26 protein-coding genes are annotated in these 26,068 nt (G+C 37.5%); 15 read left to right on the forward strand and 11 right to left on the reverse strand.

Features of this window, described 5'->3' with window-relative positions; translation table 11 throughout:
- Positions 1-139 precede the first annotated feature (139 nt).
- Positions 140-1,198 (reverse strand): UDP-N-acetylglucosamine--undecaprenyl-phosphate N-acetylglucosaminephosphotransferase, encoded by a 1,059-nt coding sequence (wecA, locus tag LT090_RS11555; RefSeq protein ID WP_226996473.1) that lies wholly within the window; start codon positions 1,196-1,198, stop codon positions 140-142.
- Positions 1,199-1,683: 485 nt separating this feature from the next.
- Here wecA and LT090_RS11560 point away from each other — a divergent pair, with 485 nt between their 5' ends.
- On the forward strand, positions 1,684-3,132 hold the full coding sequence (locus LT090_RS11560) for a peptide MFS transporter (RefSeq protein ID WP_068547317.1): 1,449 nt from the start codon (positions 1,684-1,686) through the stop codon (positions 3,130-3,132).
- A 97-nt stretch (positions 3,133-3,229) separates the two neighbouring features.
- Here the strand turns inward: LT090_RS11560 and LT090_RS11565 are convergent, their stop codons facing one another.
- Positions 3,230-3,544, reverse strand: a complete 315-nt coding sequence (locus LT090_RS11565; protein ID WP_068547319.1) for a DUF6170 family protein — start codon at positions 3,542-3,544, stop codon at positions 3,230-3,232.
- Between the two features lie 226 nt (positions 3,545-3,770).
- Here LT090_RS11565 and ribH point away from each other — a divergent pair, with 226 nt between their 5' ends.
- From ribH to LT090_RS11585, 4 genes are all read left to right on the forward strand, one after another.
- Positions 3,771-4,235 carry a 6,7-dimethyl-8-ribityllumazine synthase gene (gene ribH / locus LT090_RS11570; RefSeq protein WP_068547321.1) on the forward strand — a complete coding sequence of 155 codons (465 nt, stop codon included), beginning with the start codon at positions 3,771-3,773 and terminating at the stop codon, positions 4,233-4,235.
- A gap of 12 nt (positions 4,236-4,247) precedes the next feature.
- On the forward strand, positions 4,248-4,664 hold the full coding sequence (gene nusB / locus LT090_RS11575) for a transcription antitermination factor NusB (protein WP_068547323.1): 417 nt from the start codon (positions 4,248-4,250) through the stop codon (positions 4,662-4,664).
- A 14-nt stretch (positions 4,665-4,678) separates the two neighbouring features.
- Positions 4,679-5,644 (forward strand): thiamine-phosphate kinase, encoded by a 966-nt coding sequence (gene thiL, locus LT090_RS11580; protein ID WP_068547325.1) that lies wholly within the window; start codon positions 4,679-4,681, stop codon positions 5,642-5,644.
- Between the two features lie 84 nt (positions 5,645-5,728).
- Positions 5,729-6,223 carry a phosphatidylglycerophosphatase A family protein gene (locus tag LT090_RS11585; protein WP_068547327.1) on the forward strand — a complete coding sequence of 165 codons (495 nt, stop codon included), beginning with the start codon at positions 5,729-5,731 and terminating at the stop codon, positions 6,221-6,223.
- Positions 6,224-6,333: 110 nt separating this feature from the next.
- Here the strand turns inward: LT090_RS11585 and LT090_RS11590 are convergent, their stop codons facing one another.
- The 4 genes from LT090_RS11590 to LT090_RS11605 form a co-directional block, all read right to left on the reverse strand.
- Positions 6,334-7,125, reverse strand: coding sequence for an MlaA family lipoprotein (locus tag LT090_RS11590; protein WP_068547329.1), 792 nt, complete (start codon positions 7,123-7,125; stop codon positions 6,334-6,336).
- A gap of 141 nt (positions 7,126-7,266) precedes the next feature.
- On the reverse strand, positions 7,267-8,607 hold the full coding sequence (locus LT090_RS11595) for a sigma-54-dependent transcriptional regulator (protein ID WP_068547332.1): 1,341 nt from the start codon (positions 8,605-8,607) through the stop codon (positions 7,267-7,269).
- Positions 8,608-8,747: 140 nt separating this feature from the next.
- Entirely contained in the window at positions 8,748-9,845 is a 1,098-nt protein-coding gene (locus LT090_RS11600) for a sensor histidine kinase (protein ID WP_068547334.1), read from the reverse strand.
- 318 nt (positions 9,846-10,163) lie between these two features.
- Positions 10,164-10,856: a flagellar hook assembly protein FlgD gene (locus LT090_RS11605; protein ID WP_068547336.1), complete on the reverse strand. Its 693-nt coding sequence runs from the start codon at positions 10,854-10,856 to the stop codon at positions 10,164-10,166.
- 1,178 nt (positions 10,857-12,034) lie between these two features.
- On the opposite strand from LT090_RS11605, the gene tkt reads away from it, so the two are divergent.
- From tkt to LT090_RS11640, 7 genes are all read left to right on the forward strand, one after another.
- Complete coding sequence (gene tkt, locus LT090_RS11610) at positions 12,035-14,023, forward strand: transketolase (RefSeq protein WP_068547339.1); 1,989 nt, start codon at positions 12,035-12,037, stop codon at positions 14,021-14,023.
- A gap of 62 nt (positions 14,024-14,085) precedes the next feature.
- Positions 14,086-15,105 carry an erythrose-4-phosphate dehydrogenase gene (gene epd / locus LT090_RS11615; protein WP_068547341.1) on the forward strand — a complete coding sequence of 340 codons (1,020 nt, stop codon included), beginning with the start codon at positions 14,086-14,088 and terminating at the stop codon, positions 15,103-15,105.
- A gap of 84 nt (positions 15,106-15,189) precedes the next feature.
- Positions 15,190-16,371 carry a phosphoglycerate kinase gene (locus LT090_RS11620; protein WP_068547343.1) on the forward strand — a complete coding sequence of 394 codons (1,182 nt, stop codon included), beginning with the start codon at positions 15,190-15,192 and terminating at the stop codon, positions 16,369-16,371.
- Between the two features lie 120 nt (positions 16,372-16,491).
- Complete coding sequence (fba, locus tag LT090_RS11625) at positions 16,492-17,556, forward strand: class II fructose-bisphosphate aldolase (RefSeq protein ID WP_068547345.1); 1,065 nt, start codon at positions 16,492-16,494, stop codon at positions 17,554-17,556.
- Between the two features lie 175 nt (positions 17,557-17,731).
- Entirely contained in the window at positions 17,732-18,658 is a 927-nt protein-coding gene (locus tag LT090_RS11630; protein WP_068547347.1) for a DUF481 domain-containing protein, read from the forward strand.
- 98 nt (positions 18,659-18,756) lie between these two features.
- Positions 18,757-19,692 carry a LysR family transcriptional regulator gene (locus LT090_RS11635; protein ID WP_068547349.1) on the forward strand — a complete coding sequence of 312 codons (936 nt, stop codon included), beginning with the start codon at positions 18,757-18,759 and terminating at the stop codon, positions 19,690-19,692.
- A 332-nt stretch (positions 19,693-20,024) separates the two neighbouring features.
- Positions 20,025-20,399, forward strand: a complete 375-nt coding sequence (locus LT090_RS11640) for a hypothetical protein (RefSeq protein ID WP_068547351.1) — start codon at positions 20,025-20,027, stop codon at positions 20,397-20,399.
- Positions 20,400-20,439: 40 nt separating this feature from the next.
- On the opposite strand, the gene LT090_RS11645 is transcribed toward LT090_RS11640, so the two are convergent.
- Both LT090_RS11645 and LT090_RS11650 read right to left on the reverse strand, forming a co-directional pair.
- Positions 20,440-20,787, reverse strand: coding sequence for an RnfH family protein (locus LT090_RS11645; protein ID WP_068547353.1), 348 nt, complete (start codon positions 20,785-20,787; stop codon positions 20,440-20,442).
- Positions 20,787-21,215, reverse strand: coding sequence for a type II toxin-antitoxin system RatA family toxin (locus tag LT090_RS11650; RefSeq protein WP_068547355.1), 429 nt, complete (start codon positions 21,213-21,215; stop codon positions 20,787-20,789). Before LT090_RS11650 ends, LT090_RS11645 begins: the two co-directional genes overlap by 1 nt.
- Positions 21,216-21,362: 147 nt before the next feature.
- Between LT090_RS11650 and smpB the strand changes: the two genes are divergently transcribed.
- A complete protein-coding gene (smpB, locus tag LT090_RS11655) occupies positions 21,363-21,848 on the forward strand; it encodes an SsrA-binding protein SmpB (protein ID WP_068547356.1) in 486 nt (161 codons plus the stop codon).
- 94 nt (positions 21,849-21,942) lie between these two features.
- Here the strand turns inward: smpB and LT090_RS11660 are convergent, their stop codons facing one another.
- Positions 21,943-23,298: a sodium-dependent transporter gene (locus LT090_RS11660; protein WP_068547358.1), complete on the reverse strand. Its 1,356-nt coding sequence runs from the start codon at positions 23,296-23,298 to the stop codon at positions 21,943-21,945.
- 409 nt (positions 23,299-23,707) lie between these two features.
- On the reverse strand, positions 23,708-24,190 hold the full coding sequence (locus LT090_RS11665) for a YajQ family cyclic di-GMP-binding protein (RefSeq protein WP_068547360.1): 483 nt from the start codon (positions 24,188-24,190) through the stop codon (positions 23,708-23,710).
- Between the two features lie 142 nt (positions 24,191-24,332).
- On the opposite strand from LT090_RS11665, the gene LT090_RS11670 reads away from it, so the two are divergent.
- Complete coding sequence (locus LT090_RS11670; RefSeq protein WP_068547362.1) at positions 24,333-24,725, forward strand: VanZ family protein; 393 nt, start codon at positions 24,333-24,335, stop codon at positions 24,723-24,725.
- Complete coding sequence (locus LT090_RS11675) at positions 24,726-25,628, forward strand: ketopantoate reductase family protein (RefSeq protein WP_068547364.1); 903 nt, start codon at positions 24,726-24,728, stop codon at positions 25,626-25,628. It begins immediately after the preceding gene.
- A 12-nt stretch (positions 25,629-25,640) separates the two neighbouring features.
- On the opposite strand, the gene LT090_RS11680 is transcribed toward LT090_RS11675, so the two are convergent.
- Positions 25,641-26,066 carry an HIT domain-containing protein gene (locus LT090_RS11680; protein WP_068547366.1) on the reverse strand — a complete coding sequence of 142 codons (426 nt, stop codon included), beginning with the start codon at positions 26,064-26,066 and terminating at the stop codon, positions 25,641-25,643.
- Positions 26,067-26,068 lie beyond the last annotated feature (2 nt).

The raw sequence follows: 26,068 nt of genomic DNA on the forward strand, positions 1-26,068 counted from the left end.
ATGCTATAGAAATATTTTAGTTCAAAAATAAATAGTTAACAGTTTTTTATTGAAAAAAATATTGTATAACAGGGAGTCACGCAAACCAACATATTTAAATGTTAGCATTTGTTTTGATTAAATATTTTTTATTTTTAAATTACGACTTCTTTTTGAAGGTGTTCAACGCACTTTCGCTGCGCAAGACTTTGTTGTAGATAACAAACACAACAAGAAACAATGCAAACATGATGCTTTCAGGTACTTCATAAATTTCACCGGCGATTCCTATAGCCGACATTAAAGCTGCGCAACATGTAAGAATAATTAGCGTTTGGCGTTGGTTATAACCAAGTCTTAACAAGATGTGGTGGATATGATCTCTATCAGGTTTAAACGGTGAGTTCCCTCTTTTCACTCGTCTAATGACAATCGCTAGCATATCCATAAGAGGAATAGCAGTTAGCCACAACGCCGTTACTGCGTTGAATGAACGCAACTCACCTTGAGAGCCTTCCGACAATAACCATACAACGCTTAAACCGATAAACATTGAGCCGGCATCGCCCATAAATATTTTTTTCGTTTTCCCTTCTGGCAAACCAAGGTTAAACAGTAAATAAGGAAAGATAGCCGTCGCTAAAATTAACGCATAGCTTATGTAACCTTCGTGTCCTTGATAGATAAATAATATCGAGATACCAGCAAAGGTATTAATGCTTAAAGAGCCAACTAAACCATCAATGCCATCAACCATGTTAAATGCGTTAATCGCAACGATAATGGCAAAATAAGTAAACGGAATACCAAACCAGCCTAAATCAACATTGCCTAAAGCAAATATATGTCCAAGATCGTGTATATAGGCGCCAACACCATAGATCATCAAACTGGCTACAATTAGCTGACCAACAAGACGAACACCAACACTAATATCGTACTTATCATCAACAGCACCAATAAATACCATCATTGCCGATGCTATAAGATATAGACGAAGTTCTTGGGTATTTGGCATCCAAATAGATGTAGCAGCCAGTACTGCTAGGAAAATTGATATACCACCGATCAGCGGTATTTCACCGCTGTGTTTTTTACGAGCGGACGGGGAATCGACCAGACCATATTCTATGGCAACTGGCTTAATTAATTTAATTGATACAAAAGCAAATAAAAATGCTGTTATCGCAGGATAAAAAAGCACTGAATAATCAAGCACGATATACCTCCGAACCAACAGTTATTTTGTTGTTGCTATATAAAATAACAAAGTCCCCAATTACAAAATCCATTTTTACTCAACATGAGAATCAGAATTCATTTCCAATTTCATAATAGTAACTCTTCACAGTAAAAGAATAGCAGATAATTAAAAATTAACCTGACATCAAGGTTAAACAATGTCCAATTCAGAGTTACTGTCCATCTAATAGCGTTAGTATAAAGAAATAGTTGAGTGATTTAAACTACTTACTCACCAATTTACGTAAATAAAGTGTAAACATATATAACAAAATATCGAGGTTTATAACGATTAGACAAAATGGCCACTTTATTTTTGCAAAGAATAGTTTACAAATGTACAACTAACCTATGTTTATACAATTTGTTACAACATAACTAACTTCTCTTGCAATTACGCTTAGCCATAGGTATAAACGTTGAGTTTTTAAAATTCTAAGAATTAATAATAGGAATTATTTGATGTCTAATTCAAATCAGGGGATCAGCGCCGGCACGATGTTTGGCCACCCTAAAGGTCTTTTCTTACTTTTCGGTACGGAATTATGGGAAAGGTTCAGTTATTACGCAATGCGTGCCATTTTGGTACTTTATCTAACGTCTGCAACAACAGAATACGGCTTGGGCTGGACCACTGGTGATGCAATTCAGTTGTATGCATATTTTACTGGTTTAGTATATATCACTCCTCTGATTGGTGGTTGGTTAGCAGATAACTTTATTGGTCAGCGCAAAGCAATTATCATTGGTGGTGTGTTGATGGCCTTAGGCCAATTTGCACTTGGTACTCCTCATGCCTGGGTTAGTGGCAATGAAAATCTAGTATTCTATATTGGTTTAGCATTGTTGATTGCTGGTAACGGTTTATTTAAGCCAAACATTTCTACCATGGTAGGTGATTTATATGAAGAAGGTGACCATCGTCGTGACGGTGCATTTACTATCTTCTACATGGGTATTAACGTAGGTGCATTCTTATCGGGTATCGTTGTTGGTTCAGTTGTTGCGGCATATTCTGGAAATTGGCAAGTAGGCTTCATCTGTGCAGGTGTTGGTATGCTTTTATCAATCATTATGCAGGTATCTTTATCAAATAAATATCTTGGTAATATTGGCGTAGAAGCTGCAGCTAAAGTTTCCAAAGCGCAAGCAAATACAGATAAGCAACCGCTTACTAGCGTTGAAATTGACCGCCTAAAAGTTATCTTAATTTTAGGATTGTTCACAATTATCTTTTGGGCTGGTTTTGAACAAGCTGGTGGCTTAATGAACATTTATGCTGACCGCTTTGTTGACCGCTCAATTGGTGGTTTTGAAGTTCCGACTACTTGGTTCCAATCTTTAAATCCACTATTTATTGTTATTTTTGCTCCATTGATCGCAAGTATCTGGATTAAAATGGGAGACAATGAGCCAAATTCACCAGTGAAATTTGCATTAGCTCTTGTTTTACTTGCTATCGGTTTTGTTTTCATGATTGGCGCTACGTTCCAATTACAAAATGATCCTTCAGGTAAAGCTAGTATGATTTGGTTAATATTAGCGTACTTATTCCACACATTAGGTGAACTTTGTTTATCGCCAATTGGTTTATCTATGGTTACTAAGTTAGCTCCTCTACGTCTTGCTTCATTAATGATGGGTGCATGGTTTGGTTTCACTGCATTAGCAAACTTTGTTGGTGGTCAAATCGGTTCTCTAATTGGAAGCGGTGATGAAGGTGATATGGTGAACAATGCCATGTCTATCTTTGGTGGTATTGCTGTTGCTTCAGTTATTTCTGGTGTTATCTTGTATTTCATGTCGAACAAATTAGTTCAATGGATGCATGGTGCTGAAGGCCCACAAGAACATCATGATGACGAACTTGAAGTAACAAGCTCGCATGAAGGTATCATTAAAGAACATTAATATATTTGTTCTAATAAATGAGTTAAAAAAACGGAAGCCCTTGCTTCCGTTTTTTTTACTTCTGATAAATTGCTAACCGCTACTATTTAACACCTTGTTAAGAGTTATCTTTTCGCTTCTCAAATTTTTCAATTGCTTTAGCTAAATGTTTTTTAATAAACAGTAAAGACAAAGGCCTTAGCACAATAAAATAGCCAACCAATACAATAACCAACGGCAACAAAAACATCCACGAATCGACTTTCGCCAACATAAAAAATGGTGGGATTAAAACGGCTAGCTTACAAATATTCAATGAAACTTTTTGCACTGGGGTCAATTGAGTACTCGCAATAGCAATGATTTCTTGTCGTTCTCTAAAGTCGTATTCACTGAGTTCATCGAATTGATTTGAAGAAAAATATAGTGCCATTATTTTATATTCGCTAATTTATTATAAATTAAATGGCATTGTAGCAAAGCTAGACGGGATTTGATAAGTGCGAATTTAAGCTATATTTAAATATCTTGTTCACAAGAACTGTTTTGCCAAATTAGTGTCGTAAATCAATAATTGAGTTATTTTTCAAAATTTTGAGTACCCTATTAAAGTTAATTTTGATAGAATTCGCTCAATTTTTTTAAACAGGTTAAGAATAATGAATGTAATTGAAGGCTCTTTCGTAGCTTCAGGCAAAAAATTTGCCATTGTTGTATCACGTTTCAACAGTTTTGTTGTTGAAAGCTTGTTAGAAGGTGCGGTAGATGCACTTAAACGTCACGGCAATGTAAGTGACAGCGATATTACCGTTGTTCGCGTTCCAGGAGCTTATGAATTACCAGTAGCTGCTAAGCGTATTGCTGCTAAAGGCGAATATGATGCAGTTATTGCAATCGGCGCGGTTATCCGTGGCGGTACACCTCACTTCGACTTTGTTGCTGGCGAATGTAACAAAGGCTTAGCTCAGGTTGCAATGGAGTATGATATTCCTGTTGCCTTTGGTGTAATTACTGTTGACTCAATTGAACAAGCAATCGAACGTTCAGGTACCAAAGCGGGTAACAAAGGTGCAGAAGCTGCATTAAGTGCTCTTGAAATGGTAAATGTTTTAGCTCAATTATAGGCGGAATGCTTAGTGAAACCATCACCTAGAAGAAAGGCACGTGAAATTGCAGTGCAAGCTGTTTATTCATGGCAACTTACCCAAAATGATATTAGCGATGTTGAAACTAATTTTTTAGCTGACAACGCCAAACGTCGTTTTGATACTGAATACTTTTCACAAATATTACGTGGCGTAGCCGAGAATGTTGGTGAAATAGACGATACTATTCGTCCACTTGTTGATCGTCCTCTTGAAGAGATTGATCATGTGGAGAAAGCGATTTTACGTGTTGGTATTTACGAGCTTAAAGACTGTCAAGATGTGCCTTACAAAGTGGTCATTAACGAAGCAATTGAATTAGCAAAAGCGTTCGCTGCAGATGATAGCCATAAATTTGTAAACGGCGTACTTGATAAAGTCGTTAAAGTTTATCGCAACGACCAATAGTTCGACTTTTTTAGATGAAAGAATTTGAATTAATAAAGGAATTCTTTACAGCTCAACCTGTGAGCCGTAAAGACGTTGCAATGGGCATCGGTGATGACTGTGCCCTAATTAAATCTAGCGATGATATGTTCATTGCTATCACAACTGATACCCTAGTTTCAGGGGTTCACTTCCCAGAAGACACGCCAGCACGGGCTATCGGCCACAAAGCCGTTGCGGTAAATCTTAGCGATTTAGCTGCTATGGGGGCGCAACCTGCTTGGATTTCAGTCGCGATAACCTTGCCTGAAGTAAATGAACAATGGTTAAAAGAATTTACCGCAGGGATGTTTGAATTAACTGAGTACTATAATGTTCAGCTAATTGGCGGTGATACTACAAAAGGTCCACTAAGTATCACAATAACCGCCCAAGGCACCGTACCTGCAAATCAAGCACTATGCCGAAATGGTGCAAAAAATGGAGACTATCTGTTTGTTACTGGTGATTTTGGTGATGCAGGTCTCGCACTTAAAGCAATCAATGGTGAAATCGAACTGAATACTGCGGATTTTGAAGCGGTAAAAAGTAAACTCGATTATCCAAGTCCACAGGTGTTAATTGCACAAATGATCCGTGATGATGCAACATCTGCAATTGACGTTTCTGATGGCTTACTCGCTGATCTAAACCATCTCTGTAAAGCATCTACACTCGGTGTAAACATCAACGTTGAAGACATTCCTTTATCAAAAGTGATGACCGATAACCTTGAGCCAGCCGATGCCATAAATCTCGCTTTAACCTCTGGTGATGATTACCAGTTAATCTTTACTGTAAATGCTGCGAACAAGGTCGGTATAGAAACGGCGATGCAACATGCAAATGTGCCATTTACATGTATCGGTCAAATGAATACCAGTGAAGAAATAAACTTGTTCTATGAGAAGAAACCATTTACGGTAACAACTCGTGGTTTTGAACACTTTAGTAGTAATTAAACAATATAAATAGCCTACAAGCTGAATCAGTATGCTCTTTTTAAAGCCACAATTTGACGTCTACATAATAAATAAAGGTCAATCATGAGCAAACCCAGCGCCAGTGAATTATTCAATATAAAAAATCCAATTCATTTTCTCGCGCTAGGCTTTGGCAGTGGTTTAAGCCCTAAAGCACCTGGTACAGCGGGTACTGTCGCGGCAATTCCTTTATTTTTATTATGCTCACTACTCCCTATCAACGCGTTTATCGTTGTCACCGTGTTTATATCGTTAATAGGTATTTGGATATGTGACAAAGCATCTAAGGATGCTGGCGTACATGATCATGGCGCCATTGTTTGGGATGAAATCGCCGGATTTTTTGTCACCATGATTGCAATTCCAGTGAGCGTTGAAACTGTGTTATTTGGCTTTGTTATTTTCCGCATTCTTGATATTGCAAAACCTTGGCCAATCTCTTGGTTCGACAAAAAAGTGAGTGGCGGTTTTGGTATTATGATTGATGATATTATCGCTGGCATTTTAGGGTTAGTGATTATGCATTTAATCTTTAACCCGAATTACTATTTGCTCTAAAATTCTACAGCTGAATATGCTTGGACCGATCCGGTTCGGTCCAAAACTAAAATAATTCTAAATTGATAAATAAAGTCTGATCTGACCCTAGTTATTTGCTAACAATATTTTTAGAACTCTTCGAGGAAGTCATCCAATTCTTCTTCTTCTTGTTCATCTACTATCACAGGTGGATTACCGTCATGGACTTTATAGTTTATGTTTTGAAAATAAGCACCTTTGACGAATTCATATGGATCTAATGATTCGTTTAATAAGGTTTCTTGGTCGGCTAGTTGAGCACGTGTTTCTAGACCAATAATCAGCTTGCGGGCAACGTTTGGCCAAAAATCAATGATCGCTAGCGGCCAGTAATAACCGTCGACTAAATCACCAGCCTCATCACGAACCGAGCTAGGCCCTAATACCGGAAGCATCAAAAACGGCCCATCTCCGACTCCGTAGTAACCTAAAACTTCACCAAATTCTTCTTCTTCACGCATTAACCCTGCGTGTTTTGCAACATCAAACCAACCTAATAAGCCTACGGTTGAGTTCAACACAAAACGACCTGTGGCAACACCTGCTTTTTGAAATTTAAGTTGCAATAAATTATTCACCACAGTGAACGGCTCATTTATGTTTACAGCAACATTATATAAACCACTGCGTATTGGAGATGGAACGTAGCCGACGTATGCTTGTGATACCGGTTTAAATACGTATTTGTCCAAGTAGTCCCAATTAAACGTCCAAATTGAACGGTTAATTGACTCTAATGGATCTTTGGGATCTGAGTTTTGAGCAGTAGTTTGTTCAGTTTCACTACCATCAACGGTTTCATCATTGGTTGAAGAACACCCTGAAACAAATGCTAAAGTGACGATAATGATTAAACTGGCGAACCAGGAATTTATTTGCATAAACCTTTAATCCATAAGAGAAAAATAACGACTTGTTTATATTTATATCACAACTTAATTTGGTAACGCACGCAAATTATAAAAAACTATTTTCTAGAAATTGCTATTCATTGTTGTCTGTAAAGAAGTTCTATAAATAGTTTAAACTGGTAGTTCAATACCGTTTTCACGCATCTTTGCGAGTTTATAACGTAATGTACGAGCACTAATACCTAGGCGCTCTGCCACTTCTTTGCGCGAGCCATTACAGGTGCGCAAGGCGTCGATGATAATTTGAAACTCTTGCTGTTTTAATTCGCTTTCCAAATTGTCATCTTCTGAACTTTCTATCGCTTCAGTTTCTTTGACAAAAGTTTTATTTGTTTCAACAAACCCTTCTATCAATAAATCATTAGCTTCAATCACGGAACCGGACTTCATAATCAATGCTCGCTGAATTACATTTTCTAGTTCACGAACATTGCCTTGCCAATCATGCTTTAGCATTTTACTTTTAGCGTTCTCTGAAAAATCAACATTTTCATTACTGTGCCGATTAACAATAAATTGAGATAAAGGAATAATGTCATCTTGTCGCTGATTTAATGGCAACCAAGTCAGTGGGAAAACATTTAGTCGATAGAATAAATCTTCACGAAAAACACCTTCACTAACCGCCTGTTTTAAATCACGATTACTTGTTGCTAGGACTCTAACATTTAACTTTATGGTTTTTCTACCACCTAAGCGTTCTACTTCACGCTCTTGAATTACTCGCAATATCTTTGCTTGTAATCCCATGTCCATTTCGGTAATTTCATCAAGTAAAATCGTACCATCTTGAGCTTGTTCAAATTTACCTGGACAGGCGTTAACGGCACCAGTAAAAGCGCCTTTTTCATAACCAAACAATGTGGCTTCCAACATATTTTCAGGAATAGCAGCACAATTAATAGCAACAAACTTTTCTTTAGCACGAGGCGATTGGTTATGGATAAATTTAGATAGGACTTCTTTACCGCTTCCGCTTGGTCCAAGGATCATCACAGAAGCATCTGTTGCAGCTACTTTTTCAGCTAATGAAAGTAATTGTTTGCTTTGTTCATCAACGGCAATGGGCCTTTCATCGCTAACACTGGCAACGGGCATATATTGGCTGATCATATTAATTAATACCGCAGGAGCAAATGGTTTAGCAATATAATTACAAGCACCATCTCTCATAGCCTGCACGGCATCGTCAATAGTTGCATATGCGGTCATAATTAACATTGGCAGATTGGGCCAATTAGCTTTGATATTTTTAAGAAGAGTAAGGCCATTCATTTGGCCCATTTGAACATCACTGACTACCATATCAACCTGGCGCTGTTTAAGTATCAGTAATGCTGCTTCAGCTGAGTCAGCTTCAACACATTCGTATTCGGATAATTCTAAAGTATCAACTACGGCTTCTCGTAAACCTGGATCGTCTTCTACTACCAAGACCACTTTACTGGTCATTTATGCCTCTTATTATTTTTCTTGTTCTAATTTTTGTTAGAAATCTTTTGCTAGTAAGTAACTGTTTATATGTTAGCGCACATAAATAATTGTTTATAAGTATTTGTTTTAAAACTAATCACTCAAATATAGGAAGTAATCTATTTGTTCTCAAACAAAGGTAACGTAATACAAAACTCAGTTCCGTCGCTACCAGTATTTACTAACAATACATCACCATGGTGTGCTTTGGCTACTGATTTTACTACAGCAAGCCCTAATCCAGTGCCTTCTACTTTAGAGGTATAAAATGGTTCAAATATATTTTTTGCGTCTTCAGCATCAATACCATTACCATTATCCTTAACATGAATACAAACATCATTATCTTGTTGATAACAACGAATGCTAATTTCAGCGCCAAAATCAATTTCTTGCAGCGAGTTTTGTATCAGGTTATGCAATGCTCCCTCTAACGCTGTTTTATTGCCTAGAATTTGCAACTTACTGTCACTAATATCGACACTTATAGAAGCATCAGCGTCGGTAACTTGGTCTTCAATACCTGCAACCGCTTCATTAATAAAGTTTTCAATATTTAAGATACTAACAACTTGTTTTGATCCACTTTTGGCATAAAGAAGCATATCATTAACTTGTTGCTCTAAATCTTGTAATCGTGCGGCAAGTTTTTCATGGAATTTAAGTTTTTTCTCATCAGTTAATGACTTGTTCATCAAATTTGAGCAATACAGTAATGCCGACGACAGTGGCGTACGAATTTGATGAGCTAGAGTTGCCACCATACGACCTAAAGCCGACAGTTTTTCCATTTGGCTTAATTGCCGCTGTAACATGCGAGTTTCAGTGAGATCAGTGATTAAAATTAACTGCCCTGCTTGCGAACTAAATGAAGAGATATCAAGTTTTACCCGACGCCCATCTTTAAGGGATAATTCATGACCGTCATCTGCCTGAGGTAAAAACGTATCTCTTATCACTTCAATCCATAATAGATCGATCAAAGGTGATGTCATTAATTCTTTAGCAATATGATTGGCTTTAACGATTTTACCATCGCCATCAATAATGACGACACCGGCTGGCATTACATCAAAAAGTTGATGTAATTGATTAGATTGCAGGCGCAGCGAATCTAGTTCACCGGCATAGTGCTCGGTAACTAAAGATTTATCTGTTTGTTCTGAGACTACAGATGACTGGGGGTTTTTACTTTTATCCCCATCATTTAAGCTCATATACTACACCTCCCATTTCACTTTTGTGTTAACGCAACCTAATGTTTAAAAAATGGTCAACGATTTACCACACCTAGCCAAATGTTAATTCTTTGTATCTTAGTTATAATAAGTTAATTCACGGCTAAGAAAAAGCCTAAATCAACACCAATCACGATTATTTTTTAATCGTTGTTTACGTAAACTCTACGCCAGCAATTAATAGATAAGTTATTAATTCTTAATATATTAATTTTGACATCGGTTCTTCTATTAAAAATCCATGTCGAAACTAATATTGATCCCTAGTTGAAAATCAAACATTGTAATTATCATTCTCTAAACATCTCTCAATATTTCAATCACATCTGCCATATTCATCATCTGATCATTTTCAAAATACAACCATATTTCATCTTTACTGTATTCATAAGTCGCTCGTACAACTTTGTTATATGTCATGGCCTTAAGTTCCATCACCCGGCCTTTACTAATACAAGATACGATAAATCGATAAACACCATCGTCGGCCATTTCACCGGTACGGGTTTGACCATTCCAAATAAAACCTAGATCACCAGCGTTGCTATCACCTAGAGGGATTATTCGAACAATGTCTTCGTTTTCATTTTCGACATAGACAAAGATATGGTGCGACTTGTCATCAAGTTTTAAACGACCAGGAATTTCTAGTCCAGATTCTAAATAAAACTCACCGCTTTCAATGAGCACACTTCTACCGACCAATGAGCTCGCTTGCAACGCTTTAGTCGATGTATTCGACAACGCTGCACTTTCAAGTTTATGTTGATAGCTTTCGATTTCTTGACTGATGGAAGAAGCAAGGAGTTGAGCAAAAAAGTCATCGGACTCCATATGACTATGGAGCTTATTATCTACTGGTTCAGGAATTAAGTTTGCGAAGAATTCTTCTAATTTGAGGGTCGCGGGTCTATCAACAGATTCACTCTGTTGTTCATTGTTTAACAAGCTCTGGCCTCCAGCCAGATTTTCACTTGATTTATCGTTCAATTATTAGGCCCAAATCCAATCATTAGACTATTTTAGTTTGTCACTAAAAGATGAAAATATAAGTCACTATGACGACAATGACATAATGCGTGTTCCATCGCAATATTTATACAAATTCTATGCCATTGAAATCATAAAAACAAAATAATCTCAAAAAAAAACATCATTGCCTACTTAACACACTGTTAGCGTTTTATTTTTGTACTGACCCTCTATAAATTGCAACTATTTTGAATATCAATACGCTCTTTTAAGTGGTCAGCTTTTTGGATGCGGCAATCATTTGCCGCTCGCTTTCTCAGCATTGGTCATATCAAAATTTATTGCCGCTCTTAATAACTTTTGACGTTAACATCAGTAAATTTTAGACGAAAAAAAACCTCGATAACGAGGTTTTTAAAGAAGCCAGTAATAAATTAATTATTTTTTTTGTTATTATTTAACTTCACTCACTTCCATGTCCTGAGCAGCGCTCTAGCTAATAAAGCTAGCTGATAATCCTAGAACAAGTACTGCAATACATACTGTTCCCAAATTAACTTCCCTCAAAGACGATTTGTTCATAATCTAACCTTGAACTAGTTTTGTTATTGTTATTTTTGCGCAATCAATGTATAACTATTCATAATATAACGCAACTATTTTGTAACAATTTGTACAAGTTTTTTTAAACTAATGTACAACTAACCTATAAAAACATAACAACATCAGTAACCTAAAACTAATTTTACGCTAAAAACAAATCGCTTTTAAAATTAAAAAAACGACATATTGTTAGTACGTACCAACGCTAACCCTACAACAAATATGCGTTTTAATTATCGATTTTATTTTTGTTGACGACGTTCCTTTCAAATAGAAATAAGATATTAGAGTTAAAAGTTCATAATTGGTTAAACGTTGTCATTCTTTTGTCGCTAGATTAGTTAAATGAATAAGTTGATTAATTACAAAGGATTATTGACTAAATATTCAAGAATCCCCCTAGTAAAAATTAATTTATAAACGATATATTGTAGGCGGAAAAATGCTGATTTTCAGCGATATAAGAATTCAATCTGACAAATACCAATCTTTTATCAAAAAATAAGCGATTTATATTGAAGAAAAGTCTAGTCTGGGCGAAAATACGCGCAATTTTAAATTAGTCATTCACAACTAACTTCAGTGGAGCAAATATGCCATCACGTCAACAACAGGCCAATGCAATTCGAGTATTAAGTATGGACGCAGTCCAAAAAGCCAAATCAGGACATCCGGGTGCCCCTATGGGTATGGCGGATATCGCACAGGCTCTTTGGTGTGATCACCTTAAACACAACCCGAACAACCCGAACTGGGTTGACCGAGATCGTTTCGTATTATCAAATGGCCACGGTTCAATGTTGATATACTCTCTATTACATCTGACAGGTTATGACGTTTCAATTGATGACATTAAGGATTTCCGACAATTACATTCTAAAACTCCTGGTCACCCAGAATATGGTTACACTCCTGGCGTTGAAACAACGACAGGTCCATTAGGCCAAGGTATTACCAATGCTGTCGGTTTCGCGATTGCTGAAAAAACCTTGGCAGCACAATTTAACCGTGACGGTTTAGACATTGTTGACCATAACACTTATGTGTTTATGGGCGATGGTTGTTTAATGGAAGGTATTTCTCATGAAGCTTGTTCGTTAGCTGGCACTTTAGGTTTAGGTAAGTTAATCGCTTTTTGGGATGACAACGGCATCTCTATTGACGGTGAAGTTGAAGGTTGGTTCTCAGATGACACACCTGCTCGCTTTAACGCATACGGCTGGCAAGTAATTGAAGTTGATGGTCATAATCCTGAAGAGATTTTATTGGCCATCGAACAAGCAAAAAATGAAACTGGCAAGCCATCTTTGATTTGTTGTAAAACAATTATTGGTTACGGCAGCCCAAATAAATCTGGTAGTCACGACTGTCACGGTGCACCACTTGGTGATGACGAAATTAAAGCAACACGTGAATTCCTTAATTGGGAACATGATGCATTTGTTATCCCAAGCGATATTCAAGATGCATGGAATTGCCAGGCTAAAGGTGAATCAGCAGAAGCAGCATGGAACGAATTGTTCGCGTCTTACAAGTCAACTCACCCAGAATTAGCTGCTGAATTTGAACGTCGTAGTTCAGGTTCTTTACCTGCAAATTGGGAAGAATTCTCAAATAATTACATCCAGCAGTTACAAAACAATCCTGAAAACATTGCAACACGTAAAGCGAGTCAAAATTGTTTAAACGCTTACGGCCCTATTCTTCCTGAATTTATTGGTGGTTCCGCTGACCTTGCCGGTTCTAATCTAACATTATGGTCAGGCTCAAAAGGTATTGAAGCTAATGATGCTAGCGGTAACTACTTGTTCTACGGTGTACGTGAATTTGGTATGTCAGCGATTATGAATGGTATTGCTTTACATGGTAGTTTTGTTCCTTACGGTGCAACATTCTTAATGTTTGTTGAGTATGCTCGTAATGCGGTACGTATGGCTGCATTGATGAAACAACGCTCTATCTTTGTTTATACTCATGATTCAATTGGTTTAGGTGAAGATGGCCCAACTCACCAACCTGTAGAACAATTAGCAAGTTTACGTGTAACTCCAAACCTATATAACTGGCGTCCATGTGATGCAGTAGAATCTGCAGTAGCATGGAAAGCAGCGATTGAACGTACAGAAGGTCCAACAACACTGACTTTTACTCGTCAAGGATTAGCTCAACAAGATCGTAATTCAGATCAGTTAGCAAACATCGCTCGAGGTGGTTACGTTTTACAAGATTGTGATGGCACGCCTGAGTTGATTTTAATTGCTACGGGCTCTGAAGTTGAACTTGCAATCAACGCAGCTAAAGAATTAGCCGGAGTAAAGGTACGTGTGGTATCAATGCCATGTACTGATGCATTTGAAGCACAAGATGCCGCTTACCGTGAATCTGTATTACCAGCTGCAGTAACAAACCGTATTGCTATCGAAGCAGGAATCGAAGATTTCTGGTACAAATATGTTGGCCTAGACGGTCGCATTATTGGAATGAAGACGTTTGGTGAATCAGCACCTGCCGGTGAGTTATTTAAACTATTCGGCTTCACCGTTGAGAATGTTGTAAATACTGCTCAAGAGTTGCTAGCGTAATAATAAATAGGCCGGGTATCCCCCGGCCTATTTAGTTTATTTGATATTTCACTTGGTATTCAATGACAATAAAAATAGCAATTAACGGGTTTGGCCGTATTGGCAGAAGCATTTTGCGAGCCTTGTATGAATCAGGGCAAAATAGGCAATTTCAAATTGTCGCCATTAATGAATTAGCCCAACCTCACGCAATAGCGCATTTACTTAAATATGACACTAACCATGGCCGCTTTGATTATGCGGTTAATACTCATAATGGCTTTTTAAATGTCGCTGGTGATGATATTGCGCTCTATCATGAGCCAAATATAAGTGATCTTCCTTGGAATAAGCATCAAGTAGACATCGTGCTAGATTGTACTGGTGTTTATGAAAATCGTGATTACGCAATGCAACACATTGCCTCAGGAGCTAAACAAGTATTGTTATCACAACCAGCACTGAATGATGTTGATAAGACCATTATTTTTGGTATCAATGATGCTCAATTAACTCCACAAGACATTATTGTTTCAAATGGTTCGTGTACAACAAATTGTATTGTACCTGTTATACAAACACTTGATCAGGCGTTTGGTATCGAAAGTGGCGCGATCACTACCATTCATTCGTCAATGCATGATCAGCAAGTCATCGACGCTTATCACGATGATTTACGTTTAGCGCGAGCGGCAAGTCAATCGATTATTCCAGTGGAAACAAAGCTTGCAGCCGGTATTGAACGAATATTGCCAAAGTTTTCAGGTCGATTTGAAGCGATAGCGGTAAGAGTTCCAACAATTAATGTTACAGCAATGGATTTAAGTGTCACTTTAAATAGTGATGTTGACGTTGAACAAATAAACAGTGCCATCCAAAAAGGATGTAAGACATTAGAAGGCGTCCTTGATTTTATTACTGAGCCCCTAGTTTCGAGTGACTTTAATCATGATCCACACTCATCGATTGTCGATGGCAATTCGACCAGGGTCAGTCATAAGCGCTTAGTCAAGTTACTTGTTTGGTGTGATAATGAGTGGGGTTTTGCCAACAGAATGTTAGACGTTGCAGCCCGTATGTATGAAACATACAACGAAAAGTAATATAGAAGCGTAGCGTTTTTTATAAAACGTTATTAGTAAGACAAATAGAAAATAAATTTAATATCAACTTTATGGAGATTGACCATGACTGTCATTAAAATGACTGATCTTGATTTAGCCAATAAACGAGTGCTGATCCGCGAAGATTTAAACGTGCCAGTAAAAGGTGGAGTGATAACTTCTGACGCTCGTTTAAGAGCCGCGCTACCAACACTAAAAGCAGCATTAGAAAGTGGTGCAAAAGTAATGGTGATGTCGCACCTTGGACGTCCTACTGAAGGCGAATTTAATAGTGAATTTTCAATGCAAGTCGTTGCCGACTACTTAACCAAAGCACTCGGACAATCAGTTCGTTTAGTTTCTGACTACCTTGATGGTGTTGAAGTTGCCGCTGGTGAATTGGTTATATTCGAGAACATTCGCTTTAATATTGGTGAAAAGAAAAACTGTGAACAGTTATCTAATAAATTAGCTGCTTTATGTGATGTCTATGTAATGGACGCATTTGGCACTGCTCATCGTGCACAAGCAAGTACACATGGCGTAGCAAAATTTGCTCCAGTCGCATGTGCAGGTCCACTTTTAGCAGGTGAACTTGAAGCACTTGGTAAAGCACTAGATAATCCAGCGCGTCCATTAGTCGCAATTGTTGGTGGTTCAAAGGTTTCGACAAAGTTAACAGTACTTGAATCTCTGGCCACTGTTGTTGACCAGTTAGTTGTGGGCGGCGGTATTGCGAATACATTTATAGCTGCAAACGGCCATAATGTCGGTAAGTCTCTTTATGAAGCGGATTTACTAGATGAAGCAAACCGATTAACTGCCAACGCACAAGCAAACAATGGTGATATTCCGGTACCGAGTGATGTCGTGGTTGGCTCTGAATTTAGTGAAACTGCCGCAGCTACATTAAAGAACGTTAGTGACGTTGCGGATTCGGATATGATTTTCGATATTGGTCCTAACTCTGCAAAAGCATTGGCTGACATCCTAGAAAAAGCTGGGACGATTGTTTGGAATGGCCCTGTGGGCGTATTCGAATTTGACCAATTTGGTGAAGGCACAAAAGCCATTGCCAATGCCATTGCAAATTCATCTGCATTCTCTATTGCTGGTGGTGGCGATACGTTAGCGGCGGTAGACAAGTATGATATCGCAGATAAAGTCTCATACATTTCTACCGGTGGCGGTGCTTTTCTTGAATTCTTAGAAGGTAAAAAATTACCTGCTGTAGAGATTCTTGAACAGCGCGCAGCAAACGCATAATTGCTGAATATAGAAAAATAAATTTTAAACCTTATAATTATATCAATTGGTATTACAACAAGTGCAACATCATAATATGAACTTGAGTTGCAAACATCACACACAAAAGGAGTGTTGATAATGGCTTTAATTTCAATGCGTCAAATGCTAGACCATGCGGCTGAATTTGAATACGGTATTCCGGCATTTAACGTAAATAACCTCGAGCAAGTGCGTGCAATTATGCTAGCTGCTCGTGATACAGATAGCCCTGTAATTCTTCAAGCATCTGCGGGTGCGCGTAAGTATGCTGGCGCACCTTTTTTACGTCACCTGATCTTAGCTGCTACTGAAGAATTTCCGGAAATTCCAGTAGTGATGCATCAAGATCACGGTACATCGCCAGCAGTATGTCAACGTTCAATTCAATTAGGATTCTCATCGGTAATGATGGATGGTTCTTTAATGAGCGATGGTAAAACACCTTCATCATATGAATATAACGTTGATGTTACACGTCGTGTTGTTGAAATGGCTCATGCTTGTGGTGTTTCAGTTGAAGGTGAATTAGGTTGTCTTGGCTCATTAGAAACAGGTATGGCTGGTGAAGAAGATGGCGTTGGTGCTGAAGGTGTTTTATCACATGACCAACTTCTAACTGATCCAGAAGAAGCTGCGGACTTTGTTAAGAAAACGCAAGTAGATGCGCTGGCAATAGCTTGTGGTACATCACACGGTGCATATAAGTTTACTCGTCCACCAACAGGTGACATTCTTGATATTAATCGTATTAAAGCGATCCATGAGCGAATTCCAAACACTCATTTAGTGATGCACGGTTCATCATCTGTGCCACAAGACTGGTTAGCAGTAATCAACGAATATGGCGGCGCTATTCCTGAAACCTACGGTGTTCCAGTTGAACAAATTCAAGAAGGTATTAAAAATGGTGTTCGTAAAGTAAACATAGATACTGATTTACGTCTTGCTTCTACTGGTGCTGTTCGTCGTTTCTTAGCAGAAAATCCGGCAGAGTTTGATCCTCGTAAATTTTTACAAACAACAACTGATGCTATGTACGATATTTGTAAAGCTCGTTACGAAGCATTTAACACAGCAGGTCATGCAAGTAAGATTAAAGCAATTAATTTAGATGACATGTACGCTCGTTATGTAAGCGGTGAATTGGACGCTTTAATTAAGTAATTCAACATCATAAGTTAATTTTCAAAAAGGACCGTTTGGTCCTTTTTGCGTTTTTAACATGTTCTATAAAATTTACACTGGTCAGATTAGCTAAAATGGATATAATAATAGCGCTAACAATTCTCCAACATTAATAATAAATATAGAGATTTGGCTGAGATTGCCATCTATTATCATGAAGAAATTTTCCAAAATAGCGTTGTTGTCATCGCTTTTGCTACCTGTGTTTGTGTTTGCAGAGGAATCCGCAAGCGATAATTCTCAAGAAGAAGCTCGTAGCAATGCTGCTATTGATGCCATCGTTTCTGCGTTATATGAAGAGCAACAACCTGATTGTTATAACTTTACCGATGAAGTACCACCCGAAGAATTTATTGGATTTCCAGAATGTGACAACGTACCATCTGCAATCTCGGGGTCAATTGAAGTCGGAGCATTTTTCAACTCAGGCGATAAAAATAATGCCATTGGTTTAGTTAGATCTGATCTTCGACACGAAATTGGAAAGTTAAGATCTACCTGGATCTTAGATATGTTCGGCCGTATTACCGAAGAAGAAGATCCTGACACAGGTAAAAAAGAATTTGAAACCACTGACCAAAAGTGGGCATCCTCTATCCAAAGTAACTATACCTTAGAAAAAGGTGGCAAAAACTACGTATTTGGTTATGGCTCCTATGAAGCAGATCGCTTTAATGGTTTTGATTATCAAACAGCTGTCGCTGCTGGTTGGGGTCGACGTTGGTATGAGACTGATAAGGCATTTTTCGATGCGGAAATGGGACCCGGTTTTAAGATCGATGAAATTGCAGAAACCGATGAAAATAATAATAAGACTGAAAAATCAGTAATCCTTCGTTCCGCTGCAACTTATGAACGAAAATTATTCGAAACAATGGAATTTAAACAAACGGTTAGTGCCGAATTTACTCCAGAATCTGACGAAAACAGCAAGTACCAATCGGTTAGTTCCATTACCACTAAACTTATCGAATCTTTAGCATTGAAGTTTGCTTTCAAAATTGACCACAACACCAAGGTTGAAGGCGATGCCTCTAATACTAGAACTGAGACTTCGCTAACTCTAGTGTATAGTATTTAGCTTAAGCCGTTAAAAGCCAGGTATAATTATCTACCTTTATATCTGGTTTATTCACTATTATTCATGTAGATTATGGTTTTTAACTAAGTATAAACCTCATGAATATTACAAATATCGATTTAAATTTGTTAATTGCTTTTGACGCCTTGTTAAAAGAAAAGAATGTTACCAAAGCTGCGGAACACCTAAATATTACGCAACCAGCAATGAGTAACAGTTTGAAACGTCTTAGAAAGCTGTTAAATGATCCCGTTTTAGTACGAACTTCTGACGGTATGACTGCAACAGAACGTGCCTCTGAATTAGCGCCGAGTGTGCGCAATATTCTGCAAGATATAAAACAGGCATTACAACCGGTTGAAGACTTTCAGGCGCAACAAAGTACAAGAGTTTTCCGAATAATGGCGAGTGATTACGCCGCTTCCACTTTGCTGCCACCATTACTTGAAACAATTAACCTTGTAGCGCCAAACATTACTATCGATATTATGACGCCAAGCGATGTTACTTTCTTTGATGTTGAAGACGGAAAAATCGATATGGCAATTAATTTGTTTAATGAATTGCCACAATCATTTCACCAAAAGGTTCTTTGGAAAGATAGTTTTGCCTGTTTAACTCGTTCTACAAACCCTGTATTAAACAACTTTGACCTTAAAGGCTACTTATCAAGTAAGCATGTCTGGGTGTCAAAAACCGGTTTTGGTGTAGGCCTTGGAATGAACCCTACAGATGTACAAAAGTTAGGTTGGGTTGACGAAGCACTTGCAGCAATCGACAAACAACGTGATATAAAGATATTTACTCGTAATTATCATTTAGCAATGCAGTTGGCTCATGATGATCAAATAATCGCGACTTTACCGAAAAAAGCCGCATTGGTTCACACAGATAATCCAAGCTATACAATAGTTGAACCACCATTTGATATACCTGACATAGAATTAAAAATGATCTGGTCACCATTGTTACATCATGAACCTGGCCACATATGGTTTAGACAGCTCGTCGCAGAAATTGCTAATCAATGTTAAAGCGATTCGTTAAAAGCATTTCCCTTTATAAAACGGGTAAACCATAGACACAAAAGTCATTCTTGCTACCTTAATTCGGTCAAACTTAGTTACTTGTATTTCCATTCTATTTTTAGAAGGGAAAATTTTGGCCTTATCTAAATCTTTGATAAAAACTTCCAATTAAAACGCCTATTCGTAGTTTATCGACGATAAAAGGTAATTCGTCTTATTCACCTAGCAATTAACAATTAGTTAACATAAATTAAAGATGTCAAAAATACTTTCTGATCCTTAAATATTAATTTTTAAGAAGTATAGTTATCTATAGGACATGGAAGCAGGAGGAAACTATGAACAATACATTAATAAAACTAGTTATAACTGTCGTTACCGCGTTAACCGTGTCGTTTGCAGCCAATGCAATTGAGCATAATAAAATTAAGTTTAATAAAGAAATGCATGTAACGATTAAAACGGTTACCGGAAATAATTACAATAGTTACGATGCCATAATTAATAAGCCGTTGGCGCAATTGGTGAGCATCGATAACTATAGACCAAACCTATCTAAAGAAAATCGTAGCAATAGCATTTTTAGTATGGCTATGCAGTTCCAAGATAAAGTTCAATACTATATGATGGTCGTAGAAGATACTTTCTCAAGCGATGACGAAGAATTAGAATCTGGAGAGTGTCAAAATTCTCGATTTGCTTGGATTTTTTAATCAAATAAATAAACACTGATTTTTAAAAAGTCTGAATCGTTTATTTGGAATTGCGCAGCGGGTTAACTCTACCTCCAGTAACCTTATCTGCGCGCCCTTCTTCTTTAGCTTTTTCTGCTCGGCGCTTACGCACTTCTTTAGGATCGGCGATAAGTGGACGATATATCTCGATTCTATCACCATCTTCTATAATCTGATTTAATTTAACTGCTTTGTTCCAGATCCCAACTTTATTTACTGTTAAATCAATCTCAGGATATTGCTGACAAATCCCAGACTCTGTAATTACTTGCTCAATAGTCAGCTCTTGATCGACCTGCAAAGACAACAATGTTTGCTCATCCGGTAATGCATATACCAATTCGATAGCTATTTGCTCTAATGACATTAATAAACCTCTTTTGCTCTATTAGTAAATGCGTTAACCATATTGTTCGTTAGACTATCAAAAATTTTACCAAATGCCATGGCAATTATTCTGCTAGAAAATTCATAATCAAGATTTAGCGAAACTTTACATGCTTCGTCGCTTAAGGGAGTAAGTGTCCACTTTCCATGCAGATGTTTAAACGGGCCATCTTTGAGGTTCATTATCACTTCAGTATTTTTAACTAATGTATTTTCGGTGGTGAACCACTTCTCTATGCCTGCTTTAGATACTAGCAAGGATGCGACCATTTGGTTGTCATCACTAGACAGTAATTTGGCGTTACTGCAACCTGGTAAAAACTCTGGATAGGACATCACATCATTAATCAAATCATACATTTGGCTTGCGCTATACATCACTAAAGCGCTGCGATCTATTGTTGCCATTTAAAGTCCTAATTAGTTTGATGTCGTTATAATATCAAAGGGAAATTGAAAGCTCACCCTTGAAAACAAACTTTCTACATAAATTTTCGATATAAATTGACGTTAAGCAGTACCAATGTATTTTGCTTTGCGTATAATAGCGCCGTTATGGCAAAGAAAAAATCAAAAGATAAACAAAATAGTAATACTATCGCGCTTAATAAAAAAGCGAGGCATGAGTATACCCTAAGCGATAAATTCGAAGCAGGAATGAGTTTACAAGGCTGGGAAATAAAATCGATTCGCTCCGGTAAAGTAAACATTTCAGATTGTTATGTCTTTATCAAGAATGGTGAAGCGTATTTATTAGGTGCCGAAATTCAACCTCTTATCAGTGCATCATCCCATGTCGTCTGTGATCCGAATCGTGATCGCAAGCTACTGCTGAGCCGAAAAGAATTAGATAGACTTGCAGGAGCGGTAGATAGACAAGGATTTTCACTTATCGCCACGGCGATGTATTGGAAGCGTAACTGGGTTAAATTAGAGTTCTGTCTAGGTAAAGGTAAGAAGACTCACGATAAACGTGCTGATATTAAAGACAGAGAATGGAAAGTTGATCAAGGTCGACTAATGAAACAGAAAAACCAATAGCACTTCTTTCCACAAATATTGAATAGATATTAAAAAGCCAGCTTAACGCTGGCTTTTTTACTATCTATTGGTTTGTTATTGCGAAAACATCGGATTAAAAAAGCTTTAAGCTATGAATAAACACCATCGCAATAGCTAATGGACACACAAATTTTGTATACCATGGCCAAAGATTCCAGAATAGACTTGCTTCAACATTTTCATTACCGCTCTTAATTTCATTAAGAATTTCATTTCGATGCCAAATCCAACCGACAAACACACATACCAACATAGCAATAATCGGTTGTCCATATTCAGTTGCAAGGGTCGCTACACCGTCTAACATAACGTCTATATTAGAGATAATGCCAATGCTCATAAGTAAGATAACAAGACCAATAATAGTTGCCGCTTTAGGTCTGGCAATATTGTGACGCTCAACGGCATACGATACTGGTCCTTCAAGCATTGAAATACTCGAAGTTAAGGCCGCTAAACTCATCAGTATGAAAAACGCTAATCCAATAAACAGCCCGATGAACCCCATGCCATCAAATAATTTAGGTAAAACATCAAACACCATTCCTGGGCCTGAAATTAATGAACCGTCTCCAGCAAATATAGCAACGCCTTGGCTTTGTGCGACATACATAGCCGGTATTATTAATAAACCTGCTAAGAAAGCGATTGATACATCGATAAGCGTTACTTGTGCCCCAAGCGTTACTAGGTTTTCTTTTTTGGCAATATAAGAACCATAAATAACCATTACACTAGTGCCTAACGATAAAGAGAAAAATGCTTGCCCTAAAGCACTAATAAGCAGCTCTGGTTCAAATATTCTCGATAAATCTGGTTTTAGGTAGGCGCTTAGTCCTTCCATTGCACCGTCTAATGTCAAAACGTAAACAATAAGAATAACCAGTAAACCAATCATTAATGGCATTAGACGTTTTGACCATGTTTCAATGCCTTGCTCAACACCCTTACGGATAATTAAAACAGTAAGTACCATAAACAGTGTGGTGAAAATTACATTACGCGCGGTACTATCTGAAATCGCCCAGACACTCAAGCTTTCCATGCCAATTAATTGGGCAGCTGGTTGCACCGCATAAGACATCATCCAGCCAGCAAGTATGCCATAGAAGCTTAAAATTAAAGCAGCGCAAATAATGCCGCCAAAACCAACGATAAAGGCAAAATTTTTCTGCCAAGCGGTTCTAGACATTTTTTGTAGCGATGTCACCGCGTTGGCTTGGCCGTAGCGACCAATCAATAGTTCTGCCATAAACGCAGGATAAGCTAAACAAAATGCTAAAATTAAATAAACAAGTACAAATGCTGCGCCGCCATTCGTTGCCGTTTGTGTCGGAAATCCCCAAATGTTACCTAAACCGACAGCGGAGCCTGCCGCCGCGAGAATAAAACCTAATCGTGAGCTAAACCCACCTCTTGCCGTTGCCATAATATCCCGTAATCTTCATATTTTAATTGTTGTTATTGCTGTCGCATACAATAATGAATGTTTCATTGATAATCAATCGCAACCTCCATGATTGCAAGAATCAAAAAAATTACCTCATAATATTTTTCCATAGTTATTAATGTCTAACTTATGATTATAGCTTCTTATAATATTAACGAGGTTTTCTTAGCTTCGCTTTAGATACCCTGACGGTATTTTGGCTAAGGAAAATTTTGATGACTTTGCTAGCACTCATCGGCGCATTTTATATTAGTTGGCGCCTAGAATATTGCAGCCTTGCTCTAAAGCTCACAAATTCGACTTTCACATTTTTACTGCTGCCGCTTAGCTATAAAAAAAAGCTTATATTCAAGAATATAAGCTTTTTAATTATTGAAGTTTTTAAGCGCTAATCTTTAAAGTTATTAAACTGAAATGTTTGCTCTAATTCAGACTCTCTGACTAACTTCATTACCATTTGTAAGTCATCACGTTTTTTACCTGTAACGCGCAACTTTTCACCTTGAATTGAGGCTTGCACCTTTATTTTGCTATCTTTAATTAACTTGACCAATTTCTTAGCCACCGGCTGCTCAATACCAACTTTAAAGGTAATTTGTTGTGTGTAAGTTTTGCCACTATGGTCAAAACTTCCCACTGTCATTGCTTTAGCGTCTATCTGACGCTTAGCAAGCTGTCCGCGTAACATATCCAACATTTGTCTAATTTGAAAATCACCTTCCGACTTTACAGTGACACTTTCTTTTTTGAATTCAAAAGATGCTTCTACACCACGAAAATCGAAACGAGTATCTAGCTCTCTACTCGCGTTTTCTGTTGCGTTACGAACCTCATCTAAATTTACTTCAGAAACGATATCTAATGAAGGCATAGTTTTTTCCTATAAATTATTTAATACTAATGACTGTGGCATAGATTAACAAACGGCATAGAATTGTGCTAGAAAGTAATGATGAAATTCGTCAGAATATTGAAATTTTCCTCAGCAATAACTAAACAATGGGGCTCGTTTAATGATAACATCTATAAAAAGTAATGAGTCTTTAATAAACGTGAAATTTAGCGCTAGCCAAATACTGATCTTAACTCTCTTAATTATTTCAATTTTTATCTCTCAATATTTTGATATTACTGCGTTTTTACACAAGCATCATTTATTCGATAAGAGCGGCCATTTTCTAGGGTTCTTATTACTAACTGCCATTACCCACAAGCTACTCAAATTCGATTTAACGACAGTAGTGATGAGTATGATAGTATACTCTGGGTTAACAGAAATCGGGCAGTGGTTGCTAGGTTATCGAAGTGGTCAATGGCTCGACTTTGTAGCCAACTTTATCGGCTGCTTAAGCTATGCACTTTTATTTAAAGTAGTCCACTGGTTCAAGCGCACTCAAGAACAATAAATGAAATTAGTTATCATCGGAAATGGAGCAATTGGATTACTGTATTACGCGCAGTTGTTTGATCATTGCCGGGTGTTAATAAAGGATCGAACCTTTGATAAAAAATCTGGTTCTTTGAGCGTAGAAGATATCAATGGCTGCACTAATGAAATACAACTAAATTATGCTTCAGAGGATGACATCAAAGACGCAGATTGTATTTTAATGTGCGTAAAGTCATTCGATGTATCAATAGCTATCTCCAATGTTATCCCTCTTATAACTAGTCGTTGCGCCATTATCCTATCTCATAATGGTATGGGTGTAATTGAACACTTAGACTCACTAAAAAAATCACCTAACCCTATATACAACTTGCTGACTACACAAGGTTCACAAAAGTGTGATAGTGGATATGTTAAACATACCGGAATTGGTGATACAGTGATTGGTAACGTATTCAATCCAAATATCAATTTCGAAGCACAACTCAAACTAATCTTAAATAGTGCATTAATCAAACATTCAATAGTAGAAAATATCAAAGAAAAGCAATGGCATAAACTTGCAATCAACTGTGTTATCAACCCTCTTACAGCAATCAATAATATCGCTAACGGTGAGTTAATTAAGTCGAATTATAACTGTTTAATTGAAAACATATTAGCTGAGGTCGTTGCAGTCGCAAATGCTGAGGGCAACGTTTTTAAACTAAACACTCTTTTATCAACAGTAAGAGAGGTTATTTGTAACACAGCAAGGAATAGTTCTTCAATGCGACAAGATGTGTTAAATAACAGAACCACTGAAATTGAATTTATTAACGGTTATGTGATCAAAAAAGGGTTGATGTATGATATACCAACCCCTGAAAACGAAAAGCTTTACCAACAAATAAAAGCGCTTGGTTCGGCGACTATCTAGTCACTTCTTACACTAATTACCCATCACTTCCGCAAGCATCGGGATCAACCTATCTTTTATACTTTGTACTTGTTCATTTGAATAAGGCTTCAATGGCAGCTGTCCCCAGATAGGTTTAGGCCAACTTGGATCGTGACTGAAGCGTACAATATGATGGATATGAAGCTGAGGTGTAACATTACCTAATGCTGCGACATTCATTTTCTCACCATCGAACACTTGCATTAATAACTCAGATACAGCACTCGATTCATTTAGAAACTGTTGTTGATCTTGCCAATTTAGTTCGTATATATCTTTAACGCCAACTACTCGAGGAACCATAATAAACCAAGGATATTGACTATCGTTGCATAATAACAATTTACACAATGGTAAATCAGCAACCTCTATACCATCTCGCTCCAAATCTGCATGCAATTCGAACTCTTCAGACATAT

Source organism: Thalassotalea crassostreae (assembly GCF_001831495.1).
Classification (GTDB): domain Bacteria; phylum Pseudomonadota; class Gammaproteobacteria; order Enterobacterales; family Alteromonadaceae; genus Thalassotalea_A; species Thalassotalea_A crassostreae.

Coding starts and splice junctions, on each gene's coding strand:
- LT090_RS11560 (WP_068547317.1), top strand. CDS start 1,684: ATGTCTAATTCAAATCAGGGGATCAGCGCCGGCACGATGTTTGGCCAC.
- LT090_RS11565 (WP_068547319.1), bottom strand. CDS start 3,544: ATGGCACTATATTTTTCTTCAAATCAATTCGATGAACTCAGTGAATAC.
- ribH (WP_068547321.1), top strand. CDS start 3,771: ATGAATGTAATTGAAGGCTCTTTCGTAGCTTCAGGCAAAAAATTTGCC.
- thiL (WP_068547325.1), top strand. CDS start 4,679: ATGAAAGAATTTGAATTAATAAAGGAATTCTTTACAGCTCAACCTGTG.
- LT090_RS11585 (WP_068547327.1), top strand. CDS start 5,729: ATGAGCAAACCCAGCGCCAGTGAATTATTCAATATAAAAAATCCAATT.
- LT090_RS11590 (WP_068547329.1), bottom strand. CDS start 7,125: ATGCAAATAAATTCCTGGTTCGCCAGTTTAATCATTATCGTCACTTTA.
- LT090_RS11595 (WP_068547332.1), bottom strand. CDS start 8,607: ATGACCAGTAAAGTGGTCTTGGTAGTAGAAGACGATCCAGGTTTACGA.
- LT090_RS11600 (WP_068547334.1), bottom strand. CDS start 9,845: ATGAGCTTAAATGATGGGGATAAAAGTAAAAACCCCCAGTCATCTGTA.
- tkt (WP_068547339.1), top strand. CDS start 12,035: ATGCCATCACGTCAACAACAGGCCAATGCAATTCGAGTATTAAGTATG.
- epd (WP_068547341.1), top strand. CDS start 14,086: ATGACAATAAAAATAGCAATTAACGGGTTTGGCCGTATTGGCAGAAGC.
- LT090_RS11620 (WP_068547343.1), top strand. CDS start 15,190: ATGACTGTCATTAAAATGACTGATCTTGATTTAGCCAATAAACGAGTG.
- fba (WP_068547345.1), top strand. CDS start 16,492: ATGGCTTTAATTTCAATGCGTCAAATGCTAGACCATGCGGCTGAATTT.
- LT090_RS11630 (WP_068547347.1), top strand. CDS start 17,732: ATGAAGAAATTTTCCAAAATAGCGTTGTTGTCATCGCTTTTGCTACCT.
- LT090_RS11635 (WP_068547349.1), top strand. CDS start 18,757: ATGAATATTACAAATATCGATTTAAATTTGTTAATTGCTTTTGACGCC.
- LT090_RS11640 (WP_068547351.1), top strand. CDS start 20,025: ATGAACAATACATTAATAAAACTAGTTATAACTGTCGTTACCGCGTTA.
- LT090_RS11645 (WP_068547353.1), bottom strand. CDS start 20,787: ATGTCATTAGAGCAAATAGCTATCGAATTGGTATATGCATTACCGGAT.
- LT090_RS11650 (WP_068547355.1), bottom strand. CDS start 21,215: ATGGCAACAATAGATCGCAGCGCTTTAGTGATGTATAGCGCAAGCCAA.
- smpB (WP_068547356.1), top strand. CDS start 21,363: ATGGCAAAGAAAAAATCAAAAGATAAACAAAATAGTAATACTATCGCG.
- LT090_RS11660 (WP_068547358.1), bottom strand. CDS start 23,298: ATGGCAACGGCAAGAGGTGGGTTTAGCTCACGATTAGGTTTTATTCTC.
- LT090_RS11665 (WP_068547360.1), bottom strand. CDS start 24,190: ATGCCTTCATTAGATATCGTTTCTGAAGTAAATTTAGATGAGGTTCGT.
- LT090_RS11670 (WP_068547362.1), top strand. CDS start 24,333: ATGATAACATCTATAAAAAGTAATGAGTCTTTAATAAACGTGAAATTT.
- LT090_RS11675 (WP_068547364.1), top strand. CDS start 24,726: ATGAAATTAGTTATCATCGGAAATGGAGCAATTGGATTACTGTATTAC.
- LT090_RS11680 (WP_068547366.1), bottom strand. CDS start 26,066: ATGTCTGAAGAGTTCGAATTGCATGCAGATTTGGAGCGAGATGGTATA.